Annotated in this window: 23 protein-coding genes; 16 read left to right on the top strand and 7 right to left on the bottom strand. The window is 48.6% G+C overall.

Going from position 1 to position 24,084, the window contains the following annotated elements; translation table 11 throughout:
- Positions 1 to 38: 38 nt before the first annotated feature.
- The 4 genes from rimK to mutH all read right to left on the bottom strand — a co-directional run bounded on the left by rimK (position 39) and on the right by mutH (position 2,888).
- Positions 39 to 944: a 30S ribosomal protein S6--L-glutamate ligase gene (gene rimK, locus LG272_RS11485; protein ID WP_092856355.1), complete on the bottom strand. Its 906-nt coding sequence runs from the start codon at positions 942 to 944 to the stop codon at positions 39 to 41.
- Positions 941 to 1,372 carry an ATP-dependent zinc protease gene (locus tag LG272_RS11480; RefSeq protein ID WP_126759469.1) on the bottom strand — a complete coding sequence of 144 codons (432 nt, stop codon included), beginning with the start codon at positions 1,370 to 1,372 and terminating at the stop codon, positions 941 to 943. The genes rimK and LG272_RS11480 overlap by 4 nt, the downstream gene beginning before the upstream one ends.
- 123 nt (positions 1,373 to 1,495) lie before the next feature.
- Positions 1,496 to 2,185 carry a DUF2982 domain-containing protein gene (locus LG272_RS11475; protein WP_404408734.1) on the bottom strand — a complete coding sequence of 230 codons (690 nt, stop codon included), beginning with the start codon at positions 2,183 to 2,185 and terminating at the stop codon, positions 1,496 to 1,498.
- Positions 2,178 to 2,888, bottom strand: coding sequence for a DNA mismatch repair endonuclease MutH (gene mutH, locus LG272_RS11470; RefSeq protein ID WP_404408732.1), 711 nt, complete (start codon positions 2,886 to 2,888; stop codon positions 2,178 to 2,180). The genes LG272_RS11475 and mutH overlap by 8 nt, the downstream gene beginning before the upstream one ends.
- 57 nt (positions 2,889 to 2,945) lie before the next feature.
- Here mutH and rppH point away from each other — a divergent pair, with 57 nt between their 5' ends.
- The 10 genes from rppH (at position 2,946) to tcdA (ending at position 13,809) form a co-directional block, all read left to right on the top strand.
- Positions 2,946 to 3,461: an RNA pyrophosphohydrolase gene (gene rppH, locus LG272_RS11465; protein WP_404408730.1), complete on the top strand. Its 516-nt coding sequence runs from the start codon at positions 2,946 to 2,948 to the stop codon at positions 3,459 to 3,461.
- 29 nt (positions 3,462 to 3,490) lie between these two features.
- Entirely contained in the window at positions 3,491 to 5,764 is a 2,274-nt protein-coding gene (ptsP, locus tag LG272_RS11460) for a phosphoenolpyruvate--protein phosphotransferase (RefSeq protein WP_404408728.1), read from the top strand.
- A 9-nt stretch (positions 5,765 to 5,773) separates the two neighbouring features.
- The gene (locus tag LG272_RS11455; RefSeq protein WP_126759464.1) at positions 5,774 to 6,565 is read left to right on the top strand and encodes a sulfite exporter TauE/SafE family protein; all 792 of its coding nucleotides are present in this window, start codon (positions 5,774 to 5,776) and stop codon (positions 6,563 to 6,565) included.
- A gap of 15 nt (positions 6,566 to 6,580) precedes the next feature.
- On the top strand, positions 6,581 to 7,402 hold the full coding sequence (lgt, locus tag LG272_RS11450) for a prolipoprotein diacylglyceryl transferase (protein ID WP_126759908.1): 822 nt from the start codon (positions 6,581 to 6,583) through the stop codon (positions 7,400 to 7,402).
- Positions 7,399 to 8,250, top strand: a complete 852-nt coding sequence (locus LG272_RS11445; RefSeq protein ID WP_126759463.1) for a thymidylate synthase — start codon at positions 7,399 to 7,401, stop codon at positions 8,248 to 8,250. The genes lgt and LG272_RS11445 overlap by 4 nt, the downstream gene beginning before the upstream one ends.
- A gap of 725 nt (positions 8,251 to 8,975) precedes the next feature.
- Entirely contained in the window at positions 8,976 to 9,302 is a 327-nt protein-coding gene (locus LG272_RS11440; RefSeq protein WP_404408726.1) for a helix-turn-helix domain-containing protein, read from the top strand.
- Positions 9,296 to 10,612: a type II toxin-antitoxin system HipA family toxin gene (locus LG272_RS11435; RefSeq protein ID WP_404408724.1), complete on the top strand. Its 1,317-nt coding sequence runs from the start codon at positions 9,296 to 9,298 to the stop codon at positions 10,610 to 10,612. The genes LG272_RS11440 and LG272_RS11435 overlap by 7 nt, the downstream gene beginning before the upstream one ends.
- Before the next feature lie 142 nt (positions 10,613 to 10,754).
- Positions 10,755 to 12,566 (top strand): hypothetical protein, encoded by a 1,812-nt coding sequence (locus tag LG272_RS11430; RefSeq protein ID WP_404408722.1) that lies wholly within the window; start codon positions 10,755 to 10,757, stop codon positions 12,564 to 12,566.
- A gap of 17 nt (positions 12,567 to 12,583) precedes the next feature.
- A complete protein-coding gene (locus LG272_RS11425) occupies positions 12,584 to 12,970 on the top strand; it encodes an SH3 domain-containing protein (protein ID WP_404408721.1) in 387 nt (128 codons plus the stop codon).
- A gap of 80 nt (positions 12,971 to 13,050) precedes the next feature.
- Complete coding sequence (tcdA, locus tag LG272_RS11420) at positions 13,051 to 13,809, top strand: tRNA cyclic N6-threonylcarbamoyladenosine(37) synthase TcdA (RefSeq protein ID WP_404408719.1); 759 nt, start codon at positions 13,051 to 13,053, stop codon at positions 13,807 to 13,809.
- 140 nt (positions 13,810 to 13,949) lie between these two features.
- Here tcdA and LG272_RS11415 read toward each other — a convergent pair whose 3' ends face one another.
- Positions 13,950 to 14,345 (bottom strand): SufE family protein, encoded by a 396-nt coding sequence (locus tag LG272_RS11415; RefSeq protein WP_404408717.1) that lies wholly within the window; start codon positions 14,343 to 14,345, stop codon positions 13,950 to 13,952.
- A 141-nt stretch (positions 14,346 to 14,486) separates the two neighbouring features.
- Here LG272_RS11415 and LG272_RS11410 point away from each other — a divergent pair, with 141 nt between their 5' ends.
- From LG272_RS11410 to LG272_RS11390, 5 genes are all read left to right on the top strand, one after another.
- Complete coding sequence (locus LG272_RS11410) at positions 14,487 to 15,236, top strand: electron transfer flavoprotein subunit beta/FixA family protein (protein ID WP_126759456.1); 750 nt, start codon at positions 14,487 to 14,489, stop codon at positions 15,234 to 15,236.
- Positions 15,233 to 16,162: an electron transfer flavoprotein subunit alpha/FixB family protein gene (locus tag LG272_RS11405; protein WP_126759455.1), complete on the top strand. Its 930-nt coding sequence runs from the start codon at positions 15,233 to 15,235 to the stop codon at positions 16,160 to 16,162. The genes LG272_RS11410 and LG272_RS11405 overlap by 4 nt, the downstream gene beginning before the upstream one ends.
- A 252-nt stretch (positions 16,163 to 16,414) precedes the next feature.
- On the top strand, positions 16,415 to 17,287 hold the full coding sequence (locus LG272_RS11400) for a hypothetical protein (RefSeq protein WP_404408714.1): 873 nt from the start codon (positions 16,415 to 16,417) through the stop codon (positions 17,285 to 17,287).
- A 223-nt stretch (positions 17,288 to 17,510) separates the two neighbouring features.
- On the top strand, positions 17,511 to 19,355 hold the full coding sequence (locus tag LG272_RS11395; protein WP_404408712.1) for a DUF1302 domain-containing protein: 1,845 nt from the start codon (positions 17,511 to 17,513) through the stop codon (positions 19,353 to 19,355).
- Between the two features lie 229 nt (positions 19,356 to 19,584).
- Positions 19,585 to 21,600, top strand: coding sequence for a S9 family peptidase (locus LG272_RS11390; protein WP_404408710.1), 2,016 nt, complete (start codon positions 19,585 to 19,587; stop codon positions 21,598 to 21,600).
- Between the two features lie 432 nt (positions 21,601 to 22,032).
- On the opposite strand, the gene LG272_RS11385 is transcribed toward LG272_RS11390, so the two are convergent.
- Positions 22,033 to 22,818 carry a glycosyltransferase family 2 protein gene (locus tag LG272_RS11385; protein WP_404408708.1) on the bottom strand — a complete coding sequence of 262 codons (786 nt, stop codon included), beginning with the start codon at positions 22,816 to 22,818 and terminating at the stop codon, positions 22,033 to 22,035.
- A 90-nt stretch (positions 22,819 to 22,908) separates the two neighbouring features.
- On the opposite strand from LG272_RS11385, the gene ung reads away from it, so the two are divergent.
- Entirely contained in the window at positions 22,909 to 23,562 is a 654-nt protein-coding gene (ung, locus tag LG272_RS11380; RefSeq protein ID WP_404408706.1) for a uracil-DNA glycosylase, read from the top strand.
- 231 nt (positions 23,563 to 23,793) lie between these two features.
- Here ung and LG272_RS11375 read toward each other — a convergent pair whose 3' ends face one another.
- Positions 23,794 to 23,961 carry a DUF3545 family protein gene (locus LG272_RS11375; protein WP_404408704.1) on the bottom strand — a complete coding sequence of 56 codons (168 nt, stop codon included), beginning with the start codon at positions 23,959 to 23,961 and terminating at the stop codon, positions 23,794 to 23,796.
- Between the last annotated feature and the right edge of the window lie 123 nt (positions 23,962 to 24,084).

Raw genomic sequence — 24,084 nt, 5'->3', positions numbered from 1 at the left:
ATCCAATATCTAATAGCTAATATCGTTTTTGTCCTTAATTAGCCCTTGCCCTTGGTTCTGGTTTTGTTGGCCTTGGCGTTCTTCTCAATGAAACTGATAATTTGATCCGCCACATCCTTGCCCGTTGCACCCTCAATGCCTTCGAGGCCTGGCGATGAGTTGACCTCCATCACCAAAGGCCCGTGGTTAGAGCGAAGGATATCGACACCGGCAACGTTCAAGCCCATGGTCTTGGCTGCTTTGACGGCGGTTGCGCGTTCTGCTGGCGTCAGTTTCACCAGGCTAGCTGAGCCACCTCGGTGCAAGTTAGAACGGAATTCGCCCGGCTTGGCTTGGCGCTTCATGGCTGCAATAACTTTATCGCCAATCACGAAACAGCGGATATCGGCACCGCCAGCTTCTTTAATGTACTCCTGCACCATGATGTGCGACTCGAGTCCCATGAAAGCTTCGATAACGCTCTCTGCAGCTTGACGCGTTTCGGCCAAAACCACACCAATACCTTGCGTACCTTCAAGTAACTTAATAACTAATGGCGCACCGCCAACCATTTCAATTAAATCAGGAATGTCTTGTGGCTGACTCGCGAAACCAGTGGTCGGAAGCCCAATTCCTTTTCGGCTTAGCAATTGCAATGAGCGCAGTTTGTCACGGCTGCGTGAAATCGCGACCGACTCATTGAGCGGGTAGGTACCAATCATTTCAAATTGCCGTAATACCGCAGTACCGAAGAAGGTAATCGAGGCGCCAATACGTGGAATAATCGCATCGTATTGCGGTAAGTCTTTCCCTTTCATGTGAATTGAGCTTTCGCGGGCGTTAATATTCATATAGCAGCGCAACGGGTCGAGCACATCAACAATGTGGCCTCGAGCTTCGCCGGCTTCAACTAAGCGGCGTGTTGAATAAAGACGCGGATTACGCGATAAAATGGCAATTCTCATGCGGTAGCTCCAGGCTGGCCGAGTAAATAAGATTTATCAGGGTCGACAAGGAAATGTCCACGCATTGCTTGGCGGCCCAATAACATACGAAATTTCATGGTGTCGCGGTTCGTTAACGTCAACTCAATTGGTTGCGAGAACTCACCTAAATTTAATGTGGATAGAATAACATATCGCAGCTCAGTATGACCTCCAGAATCTGTCACCTCGCGCTGATCATGTATTTTCGCCTCACAGATTAGCTCTCGGTCGCTGTGTTGTTCGGGATGCAACCAAATACGCAGCCAATCTTCGCCGTTGCGTTCAAACGGCTCGAGTTTAAATGCGTGCAAACAGGATGTACGCGCGCCTGTGTCGACTTTCATTTTGAGGGCATCGATGCCAAGTTCAGGAAGTGAACCCCATTCGCGCCAACCAAGTGTTTGCATAAAAACTCCCTTCGAAAATCAAAAACGATATTAGCTATTGGATATTAGATATTCGACAAACCATAAATACCCGATACATCAGCTCTAATATCCAATATCTAATAGCTAATATCGAACTTGCACTTATATCGCTCTTGTGTTTTTTAACTGTTGTAGCCAAGTGATGAAATCTTCGGGGGCCCGATCAAGCGCAGCCGCCGGCACAAACAAATCATAACCCAATAATTCGCGAAAGTGCTCACATCTTACAGCGAACATCGCTTGTACGCCGCGATATTCGGTTCCGGAGGCACTTTGATAGCGGTCCGGCACTTCGAAATAAGGTGAATATTCACGTAATTCGGGGCGTTCATGGCGTAGCGCAGCAACCAATAAATGACGCTGCTCACTAAGTAAGTAGACAGCTAGGCGCGGCGTGATGGTTTGGATGATGGGCTCAATGTCATGTAGGCGAAAACCGATATACGGCATTTGCTCGAGCTCTAGGCCTCGGTGCAACCGCGGGATGTCGAACCGTAAAATGTTGTTCCATTGAATTTGCCAACGGCCTCGACGGTGCAAATACGTGATTTCTTTTGGTGTGATGGTCATGCTGACAGGCGGTTCAAAAACCTTCGCGCTACCGAGAAAAATCAGCAGCGCACTGGCAATAAACAGGAGACCATACGCCGCTGTGATAATAGGAGCGTCAATAAGCCATAGAAACATGGTCACCGCAAAGATAACCAAGCCTAACGCGTTAAAACCAAGACCATGTGCTCGGGTCAATGGTTTGACATAAACAATGCGCTCTTCTGTTGAAGTATCAGTCATAGGTTGTGGCCGGATCGGGCAGACCAAATGTCTCGCGAATGATCTGACTGGTGAACTGGGTTTTTAAATAGAAGCCACGGGGTAAGGTTTGAATGATCTCGCCATTTGCCCCGACTGCTTCGGTCAGTACACGGCTGTTAGCTGCTTTAGGCCGTAATTGCAGCACTTCACCTTGATGAGCGGTGATAGATTCCACTTCGCCGAGCGCAATTTTATCCATATGTTCTTGCCAGTCGGCACGCAATTGGGCTTCTTGTTGAACACTAGGCTGCCATAAGAATGCGGTACCGATACAGCGTTCAGCCAGCGGTACGTCGCGACGCCCGTCAATAGGTATCCACAGGACGCATTGGAGCTTATTGCGCACATTACTGGTTTCCCACGTCAACTGGTGCACATCGATTAATGGCGTGGTACAAACGAAGGTGGTTTCTAACGGCTTGCCGTTGGCGTCCAGCGGAATGGTTTTCAATTCAACGCCTAGCTCAGGGAAGTCTTGTAACGCCTGTGAACCCGCGCTTGCCCCTAAAGCGCTTTCCAGTAGTTGTCCAACCCAGCCTTTGTTCCGGCGCAAATCGATTGGCACGGTCATACCAACGTGATTAGCCAGCTCTGCAAAGCTTAAGCCTGCCAGCGCGCTGGCTTTATCAAAGAGCTGTTTGAGTTGCACAATTACCTCGTCTAAACCGATTAATCCTTTCATTCATGACGCGATTATGGAAAAATCCAAGCCATATGTCGAATTTATGAGGGCGCTCGCGTGATAGACGCAGAAGGATTTCGCGCCAATGTGGGAATCATTATCTGCAACGAGCAGGGACAAGTCTTTTGGGCGCGTCGATTCGGGCAACATAGTTGGCAGTTTCCGCAAGGCGGAATTGATGATGGCGAAACGCCAGAACAAGCTATGTACCGTGAACTCTGGGAAGAGGTTGGGCTGAAGCCTGAACAAGTCGAAATTGTTTACACCAGTCGCAATTGGTTTCGCTACCGATTACCAAAGCGTTTGGTACGACGCGAACAACGACCAACCTGTATTGGTCAGAAGCAGAAATGGTTTTTGCTGCGGTTAAAATGTAATGAAAAGGACGTGAACGTCATGCAGTCGTCACATCCTGAGTTTGATGACTGGCGTTGGGTCAGTTTCTGGTATCCTGTGCGACAAGTAGTGTCGTTCAAACGGGAAGTGTATCGACGGGTTTTGAAAGAGTTTTCGGCAGTCGTGATGAATGCCGCACCGCGTCGTCCAAGACCTCCGCGCCGCCGCCGTTCTTAACAAAGGGTTTGTGATTAACAAGGCAGGCTATGCTTCGAATACTACAGCGCATTGTTGAAGCAGTGAATCAGGCGCCAGATTTTGATCTGGCGCTGCAAACCATGGTGCGCCAAGTTAAAGAAGCGCTTCACACCGATTCCTGCACGGTCTACCTCGCTGATCATGAGCAACAGCAATTTGCACTCGCCGCCACTGATGGCTTAGAAATTCGTTCAGATAAACCGATTCATGTGCCATTTGGCGAAGGCGTGATTAGCCTTGCTGCGTCACGTGAAGAGCCCTTAAATATCGCTAATGCTTCCGATCACCCGGCGTTTTTGAAACTCGAGCATGTTATTGAAGATCGCTACAAAGCGATGCTGGCTGCGCCGGTCATTCATCGCCGGCGGGTGCTTGGGGTGTTGGCCGTTCAACAAGAGCAAGCGCGGGCCTTTACCCGCGACGAAGAAGCCTTCGTCGTAACCTTGGCGGCTCAGTTAGCGGTGGTTATTGCCCATGCGGAAGCGAAAGGGCTGTTACGTACTGCAAAACAATCACCGTGGTTGCAGACCATCAAAGGCTTGCCAGCCGCGCCGGGTGTTGCCATTGGTGAGGCTTTCGTGGTGAAGCCGCCAGCGCGTTTAAGCGAGGTCACACCAAAGCGTAGCGATATGCCCGAGCACGAAATTCGTGCGTTTCGAGCTGCCGTCGCACGTACTCGCCAAGAATTATTGAACATCAGCGACAGCATGAAAGGGCAGGTAGCTGACGAAACGCTTGCGATATTTGATGTCTATCACGCCATGATGGACTCAGCCAGCCTCGGGAAAGAGGTGGAACAAACCATTAATGACGGTTGGCGGGCACAAACGGCCTTGAAGTTGGTGGTGGAGCAACTGGTCAATCAATTCGAAAACCTCGACGATGAATATATTCGCGAGCGAGCGAGTGATGTACGCGACCTTGGTAACCGCATCTTAGCGCACTTACAAAATCGTGAGGCACGACGATTCAATCCTCCGGCGCAATGTATTTTGGTGGCTGATGAAGTGACCGCGACTATGTTGGCAGAACTGCCTCAAGCCGACATTATCGGAATGGTATCGCTGCGCGGTTCAGGTAATTCCCACGCGGCTATAATGGCACGCAGCATGGGTATTCCGGCCGTGTTGGGTGTTGATGATATGCAGCTCAGCGACGTCAACGGCGAAACGCTGATTGTCGATGGCTACAACGGCGATGTGTTTGTCAGCCCTCCGCTGCAAGTTGAAAACGAGTATCGCCAACTAGCTGACGAAGAGCTCGCACTACGTCAAAAAGTAATGCAGGCGCGTGACCTGCCCGCTGAAACCACCGATGGCGTGCGTGTTCAGCTAAATTTGAATGTTGGTCTAAATACCGAACGCGACTGGCTGAATGATTTAAATGTGCACGGTGTGGGGTTATATCGCACCGAGATACCGTTCATGATGCGTGAACGTTTGCCAACCGAAGACGAACAAGAAGAGCTCTACAGCCAAGTGTTGGAACAATTTCGTGGCGCCCCTGTTGTCATGAGAACCCTAGATGTTGGCGGCGATAAACCGTTGCCGTATTTGCCGATGGACGAAGAAAACCCGTTTTTGGGCTGGCGCGGCATTCGTATGACGCTGGATCATCCTGAGATTTTCTTGGTACAAATTCGAGCCATGTTGCGCGCCTCGATGGGGCGTAACAATTTACGCATTTTATTACCGATGATCTCCAGTGCTGAAGAAGTCGATGAAGCGGTTCGAATGATTCATCAGGCCTATCATGAAGTGGCTGAAGAGCTGCAATGCAGCGTTGATGAACAATTATTTGAGCCGCAAATTGGTGTCATGATTGAAGTGCCCGCGCTGATTTATCAGCTTCATTGTGTTGCCGATAAGGTCGATTTTTTCTCGGTGGGTACCAATGATTTGACCCAATACATGCTGGCTGTTGATCGCAACAACTCGCGCGTCGCTAGTTTGTACGATGCGTTTCATCCGGCTGTGCTACATGCGCTGAAGCAGATTATTGAGCGTTGCGACCAATTGAATAAGCCAGTGTCGGTGTGCGGCGAATTAGCCGGAGAGCCGGGTGGGGCGCTGTTATTGCTCGCCATGGGTTACCGTAATTTCAGCATGAACAGCTATAATATTGATCGTATTCGCTGGATTATTCGGCATATTTCTGCCGCCGATTTAGACGAAGTATTACAACGCGCATTAGCGTCGCGTTCCCCGCAAGAAGTGAAACAACACGTTATCATGGCACTGGAAAACGCCGGTCTCGGCGGTTTTGTTCGTGCCGGTGGTTAAGGAGATTCGGTGCTCTTAACGGGCTGGTTATGGTGTTTAGCCGGAGGCATGGTGGCAGGCTTGTTAGCCGGCATGCTGGGCATTGGCGGCGGCCTTGTGATTGTTCCATTACTGATTTATCTGTTGCCAATGCTTGGTGTCGCACCCGATCTCGTGGTGCAAATGGCTGTCGCAACGTCTCTTGCCACTATTGTCATGACCACTTCAAGCTCGGCGCGCTCGCACTTGAAGCACGGCCAAGTGAGTTTCTTCTGGGTTCGACGTTTAATTCCTGGGCTCATGGTTGGTGCCGTATTAGGGGCGTGGCTGGCGACGTTACTAGATCCAGATTGGTTGCAACGTATATTCGCAGGCGTGCTGGCATTGCTCTCCATTCGTATGTTGATACCGCAGCGCAGTGGTGAGCCACTTACCAACGTATCAAAACGCTTGATGGCCTTAATTAGTGCAGCGATGGGCACTTTATCAGCACTTGTCGGTATTGGCGGGGGCTCACTAACCGTACCATTATTGCAGCGTCTGCGTGTTCCCATCCGTCAAGCAATTGCGGTATCCTCGGTGGGAAGCCTAAGCATTGGCTTGAGCGCGGTGATCGCCTTTATTGTGCTTGGACAACAATTAGAGGGCGGCGATGGTTTACTTGGGTATGTGCACGTGAAAGCATGGCTCGCAATTTCACTGACCTCCATGCTGTTTGCACCGCTCGGTGCCAGCTTGACTCAACGTATACCAGTTAAACATTTGCAGCGCGGCTTTGCGGTGTTTTTAGTTATTATTTCAATAAAGCTAGCAATAGGATAATTGATGCAAACAGGAATGACACAAACAGAATACATGGTGCATCCAAGTATCGATCCGATTATCGTCAGCATCGGGCCGTTAGACCTGCGCTGGTATGGCTTGATGTACCTCGTTGGCTTTCTGTTTGCTTGGTGGTGGGGAAACCGCCAATGCCGTATGCCGCATTATGCAGACCAAGGCTGGACCGAGAAGCGCTTTAGTGACTTGCTGTTTTGGGCATTTATGGGCGTCATTTTAGGGGGCCGTATTGGCTATGTGGTGTTTTACCAATTCGAGTACTTCATCGAAAACCCGCTCTATCTGTTTGATATCACCAGCGGCGGCATGTCTTTCCACGGCGGTATGCTGGGTGTGATTGCCGTATTATGGATATTCGCTGCGAAAACCAAGCAATCATTATTGGCTATCGGTGATTTTGTCGCGCCATTGGTTCCAGTGGGATTGGGTGCTGGCCGCATCGGTAACTTTATTAATGGTGAGCTTTGGGGTCGCGTTACGGATGTACCATGGGCGATGATCTTCCCGGCAGCTGGGCCACTACCACGTCACCCGTCACAGCTTTATCAAGCCGCACTTGAAGGCCTGTTGCTATTTATAGTGCTGGCACTATATAGCCGTAAACCACGTCCGGTTGGCGCCATTGGCGGTTTATTCTTGATTGGCTACGGCTTAGCACGGTTCGTCGTTGAATATGCCCGCGAGCCTGATAGTCACTTAGGCTTGCTATCCTTTGGCTGGTCGATGGGGCAGTGGTTATCAGCCCCCATGGTTGTTGCGGGTGTGGTGTTGATGTTGCTAGCGTATAAAAACAAAAACAATAACGGAGCTAATGCGTGAAACAGTATCTAGAACTTTGCCAACGTATCGTTGAAGATGGCGTTTGGGTAGAAAACGAACGTACCGGCAAACGCTGTTTAACCGTGATCAATGCGGATCTTGAATATCGCGTTGATCGCAATGAATTTCCGTTAATCACCACCCGTAAAAGCTATTGGAAAGCCGCTATTGCTGAGTTGCTCGGATATATCCGAGGCTACTCCAATGCCGCAGATTTTCGTGCGCTTGGCACCCCAACATGGGATGCCAACGCCAATCTAAATGAAGCATGGCTAGCCAACCCACACCGTAAAGGTGAGGACGATATGGGGCGCGTTTATGGCGTACAAGGTCGAGCTTGGGCTAAGCCTGACGGCGGCGTCGTCGATCAATTGCGCAAAGTGGTCGACAACTTATCTCGCGGCATCGACGACCGCGGCGAAATCATAAGTTTCTATAACCCAGGCGAATTTCATATGGGCTGCTTACGCCCATGCATGCATACCCATAATTTTTCGCTACTGGGTGATACCTTGTATTTAACAAGTTATCAGCGCTCATGCGATGTGCCGCTGGGGCTAAACTTCAACCAAGTACAAGTATTTACCTTCTTAGCATTAATGGCCCAAATTACCGGTCATAAAGCCGGTGTGGCCTATCACAAAATCGTCAACGCCCATATTTACGAAGACCAACTCGAACTGATGCGTGACGTGCAGCTCAAGCGCGAGCCTTACCCCGCGCCGCAGCTCGAAATCAACCCCGACATCAAAACCTTAGAAGACTTGGAAACCTGGGTCACTATGGACGACTTCGCCGTCCACAACTACAAGCATCACCCACCAATAGCCTACCCCTTCAGCGTGTAGCCCAGCGTTCTCTCACAGAAGGAACGCTGGGTGGCGCGAGGCGCCGTGAAAGCGTTGCTCGTTGCTCGTTATTCGTTATTGGTTATTCGAGGAGCTCATTGCGTAAAGATGAAACATTGCAACAAACCCCAGAGCTCCTAAACACGAATAACCAAAGCGAGAGAGAGGTATATACACCCCCCTTTTCTAAAAAACTCGATTTTCAGCGCTTATTATAAAATCCTTTATACGTTACTTAATATCCATTTATTGATATTAAAGTGCTATTTATGGGTCTTTATCGTAGCTTGATTCAGGCTTGAGATTTTCGTTACCTTCCGCTTTTTATGTCCGCTTATCGGTGCTTTTAAAGCTAAAACCTATAATAAAGTTCGAATAGCGTTATATAAGCTATAGTTTGTATTTTGATGGTTCCGAGGAAATACCCCCACACATACACCCATCAACCTAACTTCCCTAGTCACATCATTCAACGTCGTTTAATGTCCGATATATAGTATTTAATTTGCTTAACAATTAACTAAAGTTCAAATAATAGAACTTTACTTTATCTAATATCAGGTCTACGCTTTAACGAACAGCAAAGCGCACGAACAGCAAAGCGCACGAACAGCAAAGCGCACGAACAGCAAAGCGCACGAACAGCAAAGCGCACGAACAGCAAAGCGCACGAACAGCAAAGCGCACGAATAACGAATAACGAATAACGAACAACGGAAACCGACATGCTTTCACCTGCAGCCCAAGCCGAACAACTCGGCGAACGCCTCAAACAAGCGCGACTTAACGCGAATATTACCCAAGTAGAGCTTGCAGAGCAGGCGGGGGTGTCGCGTAAGATTGTATTGAATGCTGAAAGAGGCCAAGCCACGCTTGAGAACTTTGTGGCATTAATGCAAGCGCTTGATCTTACGGCGCAGTTAGACAATTTCTTGCCGCCACAGCCGATATCGCCAGTGCAGTTGAAAAAGCTGCAAGGTAAAAAACGTAAGCGTGCAACAGGCTCTCGCGGTAAAGGTTACGACGACGAATTGGATGTTGAAGCATGGTAATGGAAGTTATTGGCGTATGGTATCAAGACCACGAAGTTGGCGCGTTGAGCTTTGATACTGAGCGTGGTGTTGGCGCCTTTGAATATACGCCGGAATTTCTTACCAGTGGCATTGAGCTAGCACCGCTGAAAATGCCACTCCGTAAACAAATCTACAGCTTTCCTGAATTAAATTATGAAACCTTTCACGGCTTGCCAGGCCTTACCGCTGATTCACTGCCTGATGATTTTGGTAACGCCGTACTCAATGCTTGGGTAGCCAGCCAAGGTAAACAACCGAGCGACATTACCCCGCTACAACGCCTGCAATACACCGGGAAACGCGGTATGGGAGCGTTGGAATATCGACCAGCTACGCGGGTAAGAGGATTCGAAAAGTCTCAAGATGTTGAAATTAAAGAACTCATAAAAGTAGCGCAAGATGTACTCAATAAGCGCTCGCAATTTCACGTTGAGCTTGATCCTAGCGGTAAAACCGATCAAGAGGCGATGTTGTCGTTGCTCTCTGTCGGGATGAGCGCGGGCGGCGCCAGACCTAAAGCTGTATTGGCATTCAGTGGTGACTTCACTGAAGTGTGTTCAGGTCAAACCGATGCGCCTGAAGGATTCGTGCATTACATCATGAAATTTGATGGGGTGACCGAACGCAATATTCAACGGGAAACGTTTGATGATCCGCAAGGGTTCGGTGCCATGGAGTACGTTTATTATTTGATGGCGCGTGAATGTGGTATCGAGATGATGCCTTGTCACTTGTTGGACGAGGGCGATCGTCGGCATTTTTTGACGCAACGCTTTGATCGTCGTGATAACGAAAAGCTTCATGTACAGACATTGACAGGCATCGCGCATGTCGATTTCAAAAAGCCCGGCAGCTTTTCGTATGCCGAGCTTTTTGCGGTCGCCCGTCAACTTAAGCTCAATGCGCATGAGGCTGAGCAGTTGCTACGACGCATGATCTTCAACATCGTCGCTCGCAATCATGACGACCACGCAAAGAACTTCGCCTTCCTTTATCAAAACAACCGCTGGCAACTCGCACCGGCTTACGATGTCGCATATAGCTATAAGCCCGGTAGTAAATGGGTCAACCAACATTGGATGCAACTCAACGGTAAACGTGAAGATTTTAACCGCGCTGATCTGTATAGCCTCGAAAAAGTGAGCCCGTTGTTTACCCGCAAACGTATCGACGCCATCCTCGAACAAACCATCGAAGCTGTCTCAAACTGGCCAAAACTAGCCAATGAAGAACAGATCCCCGCTGACCTCGTCAACGAGATCGCCACCAACCACCGCCTCGACCTTTAATATCTAATATCTAATATCTAATATCTAATATCTAATATCTAATATCTAATATCTAATATCGTTTTTGCACTTATCTCTTCAAAAACAATTTGCTAACATCCAACTCAGTTCATAATAACAAAATAATAATTGAGAGCTCTGGATGTCAGCAATAGCTTGGATAGCTGTAGCGGTTTTATTGCTAGCAGTATTCTTTTTTTTCAAATCCCGTAAATTTCGAGGCTTTATCTTGCTGACGGCATTTGCCACATTGCTCGGTATGCTCTTTGGTCCGCCGTCGTATGTTGTGCATACCGATTACACGACAACGTTACGTAATGATGCCAGCGGTACCGAATATCACTACGCTTGGTCAATTAATAAATTGGCTCCGACCAACGCCAAGTTTGCACGTGTAGGGCTGTATAATCCCTCGACCAAAGAATTTAGACGGTTTGATGACGAATTAGCTAAACGTGCAAACTTAACTTTCGTATCGCCAACGGGTGCCAGTTGGCTATTGCATATTTGGTGGTGGATTTTCCCCGCAACTTACCTCGCATTTTTCCTACAACGAAAGTACGGCGGATTATCAAATATTGGTGGGATCTTGTATTTTCCGCGTCGCAATCGTTTATGCCAAGAGCAACTGGCTAACGCTCGTGAGTACGGCACAGTTTGGGCCTATGAAAAAGCTCTTAAGTTTTGTGAAAGCTATCGCTGGCCACCGCGAAAACTAGTCGAAATCCTTCATAAGGAGCGTCAGGCGATTTTCCAAACTTATCGGCAACGCATTCAAACGCTCGAACGGTTATACCGTAATGCCGGCAGTACTCTGCAACAACGTGATGCTAGTGCCTATCAGCGCTATGGAAAGCTGTATCTTATTGCTAACTTTATGCACCTGATTAGTCGCCAACTCGAGCAACGCGAAACACAACAAGCGGCAGGGTTAGCGCTCGATATTCAGGTGCTAGAGGGCTGGTATAGCTATGCAGGCCCAGATAATGAGCTGACTAAATACGACAGTTTGAGTTCACTCGAGCGCGCAAAACTCGCTGAATGCGAGCAGCGCTGGGGCGCGCTTGGTATTACTGCTGTCACGCTGCATGAGGCCACGGAAAAATATGCAAGTGAACGCACGAGTTTTGCTGCGATACGTCAACAGCTCACGAAAGTTGAAAGTGCACAAGGGTTTGTTAGCGAGCAAATTAGCCAATTTCTGGCTTTCGTTGAGCAGTTATTGCAGGGCACATTGACTGAGCAACAACAGTCAGGAGTGCGACAACTGGCGCACTCGTATTTTATCCAGCGGCTATTTCAAGAGGTTTCTGATCGTTCGCAGGATCATGTGTTTCACCGCTCGTTTTCAAAACAGTTACGTCACACCCTAGCGACCATTATGTCGGCTTACTTTCCAGAGGAAAGCAAAGGTACGCAAGGCTTAGCATTATTTAGCGATGCGCCTCTCGCTAACCTTGAGCAACAACAATTGCAGTTTCATTTGTTGCCAGTTGGGCGATTAACAACGGGAGCGCCAACTATTGAAGCTACCGTATTTTATCAGGTCAACAAGCAACAAATATGGCGAGCAGGCTTGCGACAACCGCAATTGCCGAATAACTTCAAAGCGAGCACAGACGCGTTTGGGCATATCGCTGCGACGGCGATGCTACGCGACACCTTCAGTACACGTCAAAATCAGCCAGCGCCATCGCGCCAAAGCGTGTCTGAGCAAACCAAGCAAGACATTATTGATGAACTGAATGAGACCATGAAAGAGCTGGCACAAGGAGCTGGGGAAGATCTTGCTCTTGAACTCATTAATCAGATTATCGCGGGCAATGGCAGTAACGCAGTGTTGCAATTCGAAGCGGCTGTCGATAGCGAAATGAGTACGCTCGTATTTGAATCATTAGAACATGCCGCAGGCTTGCTGGAGGCCGGATTGAGCTTATTTGGAGGCGATGACTAATGCGCGGAACAATGAGAATGGCAAGTGCAATGTTATTGGCAGTAAACCTCATATTAAGTGCGCCGGCAGCTGCCCAAGATGGCTGGGGACGAAAACTCGGCGAGGTGCTCGGCGAATTGCCGCTTGGCGAATATTATCGCTCGCTTACTGGTTTCAATGATGTGCAGTGGGTCACCAATGATACGCTCGTCGTCCAAGGTGTTATGTATCGCGTACAGGCAAATAGTAACGTGAATGTCAGAGCTGGAACGTCCACGCAAACGGCTGTGGTTGCTTCGGTGTCACCGAACGAACGTGTAATGATTTTAAAAAAACAACCGTTTGAACCTTGGTTTTTGGTGCAGTTAGCAAACGGTACACAGGGTTATATTCACGAGAGTTTGTTGACTCAAATAGATGATTGACGGTTGTTGTCACGGCGTGTGAAAACGCAGACAAAACTGCTAGAATGCCGCAGTTTTTCGTCCATTGAGTTAGAGAGTTCATGAGCAAAGAGCGTTTTGCGGGTATTCAACGCGTATACGGCACGGCCGCGGCCCAATCCTTTCAACAGCATCACGTTGCAGTGATCGGTTTGGGCGGTGTTGGCTCATGGGCGGTTGAGGCGCTCGCGCGCTCTGGTATTGGTGCGCTCACGTTAATTGATCTTGACGACGTTTGCGTGACCAACATCAATCGGCAGTTACCGGCACTAACAAGCACGGTTGGTCAACTTAAAACAGAAGTATTAGCCGCACGGGTAAAAGATATTAATCCAGATTGCGAAGTGCGCATAATTGACGATTTTCTCTCAGCCGATAACCTCAACGACTATCTCGGCGAACCCGTCACCGCAGTATTAGATGCAATTGATAGTGTGACCGTAAAAGCAGCACTGATTGCTTGGTGTAAGCGCCGCAAAGTGCCGTTGGTTACGTGTGGTGGGGCTGGTGGTCAGGTTGATCCAAGCCAAGTGACATCGGGAGACTTAGCCAAAGCGACACAAGACCCGTTATTAGCAAAAGTTCGTTCCATGTTGCGTCGCGATTATAACTTCTCGAAGAACCCGAAACGCTCGTTTGGCGTTACCGCCGTGTATTCTACCGAACAACTACGTTACCCAACGGGTGATGGCGAGTGGTCGCACGCGAAACCAGGCACTGGCAGCATGCGTATGGATTGTGCCACTGGCTTCGGCGCCGCGATGCCGGTCACCGCCACCTTCGCCATGCACGCCACCGCACTGCTCCTGAAAAAACTGTAGCCCGGCGTTTTACGCCGGGTGGCGCGCAGCGCCGTTAATATCTGGGGCTTACCGGATGCCAACCCCGCCGGGTGGCGCGCAGCGCCGTTAATATCTGGGGCTTACCGGATGCCAACCCCGCCGGGTGGCGCGCAGCGCCGTTATCGCTCTTGCAGTTTGGCGATGACATTGCGCAAACCATTTCGCCGCGAAGACGTCACAAAGTCAGCTAATCCAAGCGCATCGAAGTGGTCATCTAACGAGTAACCTGAAACTTGCTCTGCGCTCGCACCATGCAACGCCTGCCGAATCACCATCAATAAGCCCAACACCACGCGTGACTCACTATCAACCGTAAGCGCCAGTCGGTCATCACGCCAATCAGCTTGCACCCAAACCCGTGCCTCACAACCAAACACCTCGCGCCCAGATGTTCGAAAGTCATCAGGAATCTCAGCTTGCTTCGCCAATTGCACCAAATAACGCATACGATTCTCACGCGAGCCAAGTTGCTCCCGCAGTGCCAACAGATCAGATTCGCTCAAAATGCCGTACATGTAATTCCTAGTGAAAAGTGACAATTCGTCAGGTTAGTCAATAAAAACGCCCGTAAGAGTACCATTTTTGTGCCGAAAAATGTTAATCTTGCTCGGTCTCAAATTCATTTGAACAGAACTCTAAACAACAGGAACGACAACATGAAAGTATTAGTGGCGGTCAAACGCGTCATTGATTACAACGTGAAAGTTCGCGTGAAAGCGGACCAATCAGACGTTGATTTGGCCAACGTAAAAATGGCCCTGAACCCGTTCTGTGAAATCGCTGTCGAGGAAGCAGTACGACTCAAAGAAAAAGGCATTGCCGAAGAAGTCGTGGTTGTGAGCATCGGCCCAAAAGCGGTGCAAGAACAATTGCGTACAGCGTTGGCACTCGGTGCTGACCGTGCTATTCAAGTTGAAACCGATGAGCTTCCAGATTCATTGGCAGTGGCCAAACTGTTGAAAGGTGTTGTGGAAAAAGAACAACCGCAGTTGGTTATTCTTGGTAAACAAGCGATTGATTCTGACAACAACCAAACTGGCCAAATGTTGGGTGCGTTAACTGGTATGCCGCAGGGCACCTTTGCGTCGAAAGTAGACGTTGCTGATGGCAGCGTAAATGTGACGCGTGAAGTTGACGGCGGATTGCAGACCGTGAAGTTGCAGTTGCCAGCCATTGTCACCACCGACTTACGTTTGAACGAGCCGCGCTATGCATCATTACCAAACATCATGAAGGCAAAGAAGAAGCCACTCGATGTGACCACGCCAGACGAATTAGGCGTAAGCGTGACGCGCACTGTGAAATTGCTAAAGGTTGAGCCGCCTGCAGAACGCAGCGCTGGTATCAAAGTGGCGAACGTCGCAGAGCTAGTTGAAAAACTTCAAAATGAGGCAAAAGTGATATGAGCATTCTCGTTATTGCCGAACATGACAACGCACAACTGAATGGCGCCACGCTAAAAACCTTAGCGGCAGCAAAGCAAATTGGCGGCGACATTCACGTATTAGTAGCCGGCCAAGGTTGCCAAGCAGTCGCTGACGAAGTTGCGAAGGCCGACGGCGTGAGCAAAGTTCTGCTCGCAGACAACGCAGCCTATGGTCATTTTCTAGCTGAGAATTTAGGTCAGCTGGTTGCCGATCTAGGCAAAGACTACGGTCACATCTTGGCTCCAGCGACTACCACCGGTAAAAACTTCATGCCGCGTGTCGCTGCACTGCTAGATGTTGCCCAAATCTCTGACATTATCGCCGTAGAAAGCGCGGATACTTTCAAGCGCCCAATCTACGCGGGTAATGCAATCGCAACCGTACAGTCGGAAGACGCCATCAAAGTCATCACCGTACGCGCAACCGCATTTGATGCTGTCGCTGCAGAAGGTGGTAACGGTAGCGTTGAAACGATTGATAACGTTGTGAATAACGACAAAGCAGAATTTGTTGGCGAAGAACTTGCCCAGTCAGAGCGGCCAGACCTCACCGCAGCACGCGTTGTGATTTCAGGCGGTCGCGGCATGCAAAACGGTGAAAACTTCCACCTGCTTGAAAAAGTTGCCGATAAACTTGGCGCCGCCGTTGGTGCTTCGCGTGCCGCTGTTGACGCAGGCTTCGTACCAAACGACATGCAAGTTGGCCAAACCGGCAAAATTGTCGCGCCAGAACTCTACATTGCAGTCGGTATCAGCGGTGCGATTCAGCACTTAGCCGGTATGAAAGACTCAAAAGTCATCGTCGCTATCAACAAAGACGAAGAAGCACCAATCTTCCAAGTGGCAGATTATGGCTTAGTCGCTGATTTGTTCGACGTACTGCCAGAGCTAGAGCAAAAACTCTAAAAGTACAAACGCGATATTAGCTATTGGATATTAGATATTAGCCCGAAATTTCGGGCTTTATCTAATGCTCTTATCTAATAGCCAATATCCACCCGCCTTTCTAATATCCAATATCCAATATCTAATAGCTAATATCGTCTTTGCGGTTTTTTAACTATGCAAAGTACATGGACAGATTTTGAGACCGTTGCTATAACATCCATATACGTCAATGATCATATATCAACGTTTATCGTGAAGGATGCTCAAGGCATGAAAACAACACTAACAAAGTCTCTGACAGCATTAACCCTGACCACCGCCCTTACTGTTATTAATGTATCAACCGCACAAGCTGAAACAGTTGAAGTACGCGGCCAAATTAATTATGGCTACAGTTTCACTCCCGCAGGCGTCACACAATATGACTCCGGCGAGTATGTGCTTGAAATAACGCAACGCCCGCAAATGCCACTAGTGTACGCAGCAAGCACTTGGCGTCAGTACAGTGATGCGATTGAGCGCGTCACCGTATCTATTTATGACAGCGAAGGCAATGCGCTAAGCGTTCGCCAGCCGCTCGCGGCGAGCGAACTTGTTGAGCCAACTAACACATTATATTTTGACTATGGTTACCGCTCGAACTACACCAGTTGGACGATGAATGGCATGAGCCAAGATGGTCTCAATAGCCAGCTTAATCTAAATCTGCGTGGGCCGCGCGATAGCTTGTTTGCATCAACGGCTGAGTTTCCACGTTTCGTAAACACTCCCCGGTACGTGAACGCTACCTTGTTTTCAAACGTGGAAACCGCCGAGGGTGACGACGTCGTCTATCTATACGGCCCAGTCACTGAAGTAAACTACCTCACCGCCGATAGTGATGGCGATGGTATTAATGATGATGTTGATGCATGCCCAACTTCTGACATCAGTCACAGTGTTGTAGTCGACGCCACCGATACTGGGGTGACGAACAGTGTCGATAGCGTCGGCTGCTCTGTGACTGACAAAGTTTTGGCGTGTGAAGCAGATGCCAATAATCGAGGCGACTATGTATCGTGCGTGAGTCATTTAGCGAAGCAATTGCGCAAAGAGGGTGTCATCAGCAATAGCGATCACGGCGCACTCCTGCGTCACCTCTAAAATCAAAAACGATATTAGCTATTGGATATTAGATATTAGCCCTGAATCATCGGGCTTTATCTAATATCCATTATCCAGCAGCTAATATCGAACTTATCTTTCTAATATCCAATATCTAATAGCTAATATCGTCTTTGTTTTTTTCATAACGAATCACTTGCATATTTGTAACTCATCGGACATGATTGAACCTATAACATCCTAATCGGATTAGGTGGCTAACATGAAAAGAAGAACAACTATGCTCAAAAAATTACCTATCGCGTCAGCTATCGCGCTGGCATTAGCAGGAACAGCAAGCGTCCAGGCAGCGGAATTTGAAGTAGGTGACTTCCGCGTTAAGTTCGATTCCATCATTTCATATGGTGCCGCATGGCGTATGGAAGAGCGCGATATGCGCTTCATCCACCCAGGCAATATGGAAGGTGGCCTTGGTCAATCAGGTGTTGCCGACGATGGTAACCTGAATTACGACAAAGGCGATATGGTCTCTTCTGTAATCAAAGGTGTGCATGATTTAAGTATTGATGGCGGCGATTACGGCGCTTTCGTACGTTTCAAATATTGGTATGACGATGTCATCAAAAATGAGGAAGTGGCACACGGTCACACCTCGACCAATTACTATCCGAATGTAACGCTTGATAACGACGGACTTGACGATTGGTCAACCGGTTCAGGTATTAAGCTGCTTGACGCATTTGTTTATGGCTACTTCGACATGGGCGATATGCCAGTGAACGTCCGTTTAGGCCGTCAAGTATTAAGCTGGGGTGAAAGTACGTTTATTTTTAACGGCGTAAATGCTGTGAACCCTGTTGACGTGAACGCGATTCGTCGTCCGGGCGTTGAAATTAAAGAAGCTTTGCTTCCGGTTGGCATGTTAAACGTCAACTTAGGCTTAAGCGACGAAACCAGCTTAGATGTGTTCTATCAGTATGAGTGGGACGATTACAAACTCGATGGTTGCGGTACCTTCTTCTCTACCGTTGATATTTTGGGTGGTCAAGGCTGTAACAAGGTAACTTTGAACCCAACATTAGTACCGGGTGACCCTGATTCAAGCTTGAGTGATTTGGAATCGATTCAATTCGGTACCTACCTTGAGCGTCGTCCTGACATCGAGCCAGACGATGGCGGTCAGTATGGTTTTGCATTGCGTCACTATGCAACCAGTATCGATACTGAATTCGGTGTGTACTACATGAATATTCATACGCAGACCCCAATTATTTCTGCGTACAACTGGGTTGAGCAGCCATCTCCAGCTCTCAGCCATCCAGACGGTATTCCAATTGCAGGTCCTGACTATGTGTTGCAGTTCCCTGAAGATCAAGAAATCATTGGCTTCAGTGCTTCAACCTTAGTTGGCGAATGGTCTGTAGGTGGTGAAGTTAGCCACCGTTTCGACATGCCAGTGCAAATTAATACCACTGAAATCTTAACCGCTGGTTTACGCGCCGGCGTACCAAGCACCTTCTCTGACCGCATTGAGCGTGATGGAACGGGCGCGATCACCAACTTAGGTGAGCTACAAGAAGGTTATGATAAGTACGACGTTAGCCAGTGGCAGTTAACCGGTGTGCGTTTCTATGACCGCGCATTGGGTGCCGACCGTATCACTTTGATTGGTGAAGTAGCGGTCAGCAAGGTTCACGGCTTAGCTGGTTTAGACGAGCAACGTTATGGTCGTAACCCTGTATTCGGTAAGTGTTTGACTGTTGCTGACCAAGCGGCCTTGGGCAATCCATCGGCAACGGCAGACATCAACTGTGAAGGCTTCGTAACCTCAACCTCTTGGGGCTACCGTGCACGTATCGTTGGTGAGTACAACAACGTATTCTCCGGCTGGAACATGAGCCCAACCATTGCGTTTGGTCACGACGTGAAAGGTTACTCAGCCAACTCAAACTTCATCGAAGGTCGTAAGACAATCGGTTTGAGCGTTGACTTTAGCTATTTAAGCAACTATCGCATTGGCGTAGGTTATAACATTACCGATGGTGGTGAGTTTGACCCAGCTGATGACCGCGATTTCGCATCAGTTAGCTTCAGTTACAGCTTCTAATAAAAAAACCCGCTTCGGCGGGTTTTTTTTCGTCCGTTACACTGTTCGTAGTTAGTGCGCTACGCTGTTCGAACGCTTCGCTTCTCGGATGTGTAATTTGACGCATTATCTACCCGCTTCGGCGGGTTTATCATTTTACTTTATGATTGTTTGGTTATCTTTGAAGTACGAACAGTGCGAAGCACGGACGAACAGCGTAGCGCACGAATAACGAACAACGAGGCACTTTATGAAAAAACTCTTAACGCTTAGCTTGGCTTTGGCAGCTACCAGCGCCTTCGCCAACACCGATAACACACTGCAGCTCGAAGACGTGTTTCAGTTGGAGTATGCCAGCCAACCAACCATTCACCCAGACGGCGGCTATACCGTATTCGTGCGCAACTACATGGATATTATGAGCGACCGTCGCTTAGGTAACCTCTGGCGTGTCGACAATAAAGGCGAATTACGTCCACTAACGGGCGGCACGGCAAATGATCATTCGCCAACGTGGTCACCTGATGGAAAGACGCTAGCATTCGTATCCAACCGTACTGGTGCGAATCAGATCCATCTGTATTGGACCGACACCCGTGATCATGCACCGGTGACGCGTCTGACCGGTAACCCAAGTAGTTTAACTTGGTCACCAGATGGCAAGTGGCTTGCGTTCACCATGTTCACCCCAAGTTCGAAAGCGCCCCCTGTTAATTTGCCAGGCAAACCGAAAGGTGCCGAGTGGGCAGAGCCTGCGCGCTACATAGATAAAGATAACTATCGCTTCGATGGCTCCGGTTATGCACCAGACGGTTATACGCAAATCTACGTGATTCCAGCGAGTGGTGGCACGCCGCGTCAGCTAACACACGACGAGTTTAATCATGGCGGCCAGCTTACTTGGACCGGTGATAGCGAAAACATTATTTTTTCCGCAAACCGTCGCGATGATGCATTTGAACAACCCAATAATTCGGAGTTGTACCAAGTTGCATTGGCAGATAGTAGCGTGAAGCAATTGACTGATCGCAATGGGCCAGATCGCTCACCGCAGGTTAGTCCTGATGGAAAAAAATTGGCTTGGTTGGGATATGACGACAACTATAAGAGTTATCAGCTCACTCACTTGTATGTCATGGATCTTGACGGTAAAGGTTCACCGAAGCTGATGACGACGAAGCTCGATTACTCAGTGAGTGACGTCAAATGGTCTGACGATAGTCGTGGCTTGTACTTCAGTTACGACAAAGAAGGCAAGGGCAACATTGCTTACCAAAGTTTAAGTGGTAGCCGTCGTGTGTTAACGGATGCTATGGGTGGATTGAGTTACACGCGTCCATATAGCGGCGGTAGCTTTGATGTGAGTAAAAATGGTGATTTAGTGTTCACCATGGCCAATGCTTACCGACCTGCTGATTTAATGCTTCAAACCAGCAAAATCAAACGTAAGCTGACCAACCTCAATGAGGATGCGTTGGCGCACAAAGAATTAGGCCGTGTTGAAGAAATCTGGTACGACTCAAGCCACGATGATTATAAAATCCAGGGTTGGATCGCTTACCCACCGAATTTTGATCCAACGAAAAAGTATCCGTTGATCTTAGAAATTCATGGTGGCCCGCATACTGCCTATGCCGGTTCATTTGCAGCGGAAATTCAGTTAATGGCGGCTAAAGGGTATGTGGTGCTATACACCAATCCTCGCGGAAGCACGAGCTACGGTGAAAAGTTCGCCCAAGAAATTCATCATAACTATCCAAGCCAAGACTATACCGACCTTATGGACGGCGTTGATGCAGTAATCGAGAAAGGCTTTATTGATGAAGAACGTCTATACGTTACTGGCGGTAGCGGTGGCGGCGTATTGACTGCATGGATTGTTGGGCATACCGATCGTTTCGCTGGCGCCGTCGTCGCCAAGCCGGTTATTAACTGGTACAGCTTTGTATTAACCGCTGACATGTACAACTACTTCACCAAGTATTGGTTCCCAGGTTTACCTTGGGAGAACCAAGAACATTACATGAAGTATTCACCAATTAGCTATGTCGGCAACGTGAAAACGCCAACGATGTTGTTAACCGGTGAATCGGATTATCGGACGCCAATTTCAGAATCTGAGCAATATTATCAAGCGCTGAAATTAGCTGGTGTGGAAACCGCAATGGTACGTATTCCAGACGCGCCGCATGGTATCGCAGGACGTCCGTCAAACTTAATGGCGAAAGTAGCTTATATCCTGCATTGGTTTGAAGAGCACAAGTAACCAAGAAGCGACATTGACGTATTACAAGCGCGGCGTTCGACGTCGCGCTTTTTTATTATCAAAATACAAACCCACCTGATGCTTCAAACGGCGCCAACCACTTTTGTGAACGTGGTGTCTATTTTCGACCGCCAAAATCTCACTGCCATGCTGATGTGTATTATCAACCGTATATGGAACTAGCCCAAAGGTTCGAATTCCGAGCTCGTGAGACCACTGAAGGTCAACGTCGACAGGGCGGAAAATTGGAGGGCGCAAACGCAATAGTTGGCGTGCACCGTTAAAACTAATTGCTGTTCATGGGGTAGCTGAAGACTTTCTAGTTGCTGTGAAACGTGTTGCCATCGTTCGGTTGAATGCACTAAGTTGATAACAAATATCTTGAAATTCGGCTGAACGAACGGTTCCACAGCGCCCCCTCATGACAGTTAACTACTCATTTTTTTGTTGCTCTTGCTGGCGTTTTTGACGGTACTGCATCTCATAAAGTTTCGCTTCGGTTAAGAAGAAGTGAAACGCATCAATGTTCGCCTTAATAAACCCTCGCCAACCCGACCAGATCATCTGCCTGCCGAGGTAGAACTTCAAGAACATTAACGGAAATATTACTAACAACCGTGGCAAGCTACATGGGCGACCTTGCTCCATACGCTGCTCAGCTTTGAGCTTAGAATATTTATTGAGTTTGTCCATGTAGCCATGAGCGGAGTCATAGCCGTAATGCTTCAAGTAAATCGGTAAATACGCTGTTGGCTCATCCACATGAATATGCTCGTGAACCAATACGGAGGTATCCATGCGGCTGCGATCTTTTCGATACACGCGACGATACTTGTGATGGCGCGCTTTGGTGAGGCTGTGACCCATAAAAATATCATCATGATGAATCCATATTCCGTTGATATCACCCTCGGCAATACGTTCACGTATCATCTGTAAGCCACCTTCCGGTAACACTTCATCGCCATCAAGGTTAAGTACCCAGTTATGCGTGCACTGCTCAATACCGAAAGCCTTTTGCTTCGCATAACCCGGCCAATCGTTATGTACAATGCGCGCACCGTGCTTCTTCGCAATTTCTAAGGTAGCGTCTGTAGAACCTGAATCGATGATGACGATCTCTTCGACACCGCGCACACTCTCAAGAACTTCGTCTAAATGCTCGGCTTCATTGAGGGTAATGACAAATACACTTATTGGCGGGTAGGGCTTACTCATCAAATGCTCTCTTTTGTTGGTATCACGATTCGTCTCGATGTTAGGATATCGAACAGATATTGGCACAATAATACAAAGGTTAGTCTATAAATGACAGCACAGGCGTTAAGCTGGAGCGACTTGCTCGGCGAAGAAAAACAACAACCATACTTTCTTGAGCTGATGCAGCGCGTGCAGGCTGAGCGCGATGCCGGTAAACAGATTTATCCACCGAGCGACCAAGTATTTCAAGCGTTTAAGCTTACTACATTGGCCAATTTAAAGGTTGTGATACTCGGGCAAGACCCATATCACGGGCCTGGACAAGCACATGGCTTATGTTTTTCTGTACCCGATGGGGTGAAACACCCGCCGTCATTGCGCAATATCTTCAAAGCCATTCAACACGATTACCCTGATTATCAAATACCGGAATCAGGCAATCTAGAGCGTTGGGCGCGACAGGGCGTACTGTTATTGAACACGGTGTTGACGGTAGAGCAGGGTAAAGCGCATTCGCATGCTAGCTGGGGATGGGAGACCTTTACTGACAAAGTGGTGGAGCAAATTAATCGACATTGCGAAGGTATCGTGTTTTTGCTGTGGGGCGCGCACGCACAGAAGAAGGGCGCTTTAATTGACCGCCAGCGCCATTATGTATTAGAAACGGTGCACCCGTCGCCGCTATCGGCGCATCGTGGTTTCATCACCGCTGGCCACTTTCGCCGCACTAACGAGCTGCTGGACACACGGATACGCTGGTAGCCCGGCGTTCTACGCCGGGTGGCGCGAAGCGCCGTGATACTTCGAAAATCACTAGGTTCGCTTGATAACAGGCAATTCAAGGTACATTACCTGATAACAGGCACTTCTGGGTACATCACCTGATAACAGGCAATTCTAGGTACATCACCTGATAACAGGCACTAACAGTGCTGCGCACTACCCGGCGTGAAACGCCGGGCTACAGCGCACTACCCGGCGTGAAACGCCGGGCTACAGGTCTAATTCGTCGAGTTCGGCATCGAATTCAAAATCGATATCTTGGAGTTCGTCGCGTAACCGATACTTTTCCTTAAGCATCTCAATTTCACGCCACTTACGAGGGGCTGCTTTCTTGCTAGACTTAGATTCAACTTGCTTTAGCTCTTGTGAATGATCCATCGGACCCTCCGGCTTTTTTGTGTTGTTGTTCTAATTTAATGCCTGATTTTTTGCATAGCGCAACAATCTTATAGCACGAGCTGTTTGAAAAGTGAACACTTGCTTAACTGCTTCATTCTCCGT

It is taken from the genome of Pseudidiomarina marina (genome assembly GCF_044807045.1).
GTDB lineage: Bacteria > Pseudomonadota > Gammaproteobacteria > Enterobacterales > Alteromonadaceae > Pseudidiomarina > Pseudidiomarina marina.
The sequence above is the reverse complement of the archived record's forward strand: the minus strand, read 5'-3'. Positions and strand labels throughout refer to the sequence as shown.

Coding starts and splice junctions, on each gene's coding strand:
- LG272_RS11385 (WP_404408708.1), bottom strand. CDS start 22,818: ATGAGTAAGCCCTACCCGCCAATAAGTGTATTTGTCATTACCCTCAAT.
- LG272_RS11390 (WP_404408710.1), top strand. CDS start 19,585: ATGAAAAAACTCTTAACGCTTAGCTTGGCTTTGGCAGCTACCAGCGCC.
- LG272_RS11480 (WP_126759469.1), bottom strand. CDS start 1,372: ATGCAAACACTTGGTTGGCGCGAATGGGGTTCACTTCCTGAACTTGGC.
- tcdA (WP_404408719.1), top strand. CDS start 13,051: ATGAGCAAAGAGCGTTTTGCGGGTATTCAACGCGTATACGGCACGGCC.
- lgt (WP_126759908.1), top strand. CDS start 6,581: ATGACACAAACAGAATACATGGTGCATCCAAGTATCGATCCGATTATC.
- LG272_RS11400 (WP_404408714.1), top strand. CDS start 16,415: ATGAAAACAACACTAACAAAGTCTCTGACAGCATTAACCCTGACCACC.
- LG272_RS11475 (WP_404408734.1), bottom strand. CDS start 2,185: ATGACTGATACTTCAACAGAAGAGCGCATTGTTTATGTCAAACCATTG.
- LG272_RS11395 (WP_404408712.1), top strand. CDS start 17,511: ATGAAAAGAAGAACAACTATGCTCAAAAAATTACCTATCGCGTCAGCT.
- LG272_RS11375 (WP_404408704.1), bottom strand. CDS start 23,961: ATGGATCATTCACAAGAGCTAAAGCAAGTTGAATCTAAGTCTAGCAAG.
- ung (WP_404408706.1), top strand. CDS start 22,909: ATGACAGCACAGGCGTTAAGCTGGAGCGACTTGCTCGGCGAAGAAAAA.
- rimK (WP_092856355.1), bottom strand. CDS start 944: ATGAGAATTGCCATTTTATCGCGTAATCCGCGTCTTTATTCAACACGC.
- LG272_RS11435 (WP_404408724.1), top strand. CDS start 9,296: ATGGTAATGGAAGTTATTGGCGTATGGTATCAAGACCACGAAGTTGGC.
- ptsP (WP_404408728.1), top strand. CDS start 3,491: ATGCTTCGAATACTACAGCGCATTGTTGAAGCAGTGAATCAGGCGCCA.
- LG272_RS11440 (WP_404408726.1), top strand. CDS start 8,976: ATGCTTTCACCTGCAGCCCAAGCCGAACAACTCGGCGAACGCCTCAAA.
- LG272_RS11430 (WP_404408722.1), top strand. CDS start 10,755: ATGTCAGCAATAGCTTGGATAGCTGTAGCGGTTTTATTGCTAGCAGTA.
- LG272_RS11415 (WP_404408717.1), bottom strand. CDS start 14,345: ATGTACGGCATTTTGAGCGAATCTGATCTGTTGGCACTGCGGGAGCAA.
- mutH (WP_404408732.1), bottom strand. CDS start 2,888: ATGAAAGGATTAATCGGTTTAGACGAGGTAATTGTGCAACTCAAACAG.
- LG272_RS11405 (WP_126759455.1), top strand. CDS start 15,233: ATGAGCATTCTCGTTATTGCCGAACATGACAACGCACAACTGAATGGC.
- LG272_RS11410 (WP_126759456.1), top strand. CDS start 14,487: ATGAAAGTATTAGTGGCGGTCAAACGCGTCATTGATTACAACGTGAAA.
- LG272_RS11425 (WP_404408721.1), top strand. CDS start 12,584: ATGGCAAGTGCAATGTTATTGGCAGTAAACCTCATATTAAGTGCGCCG.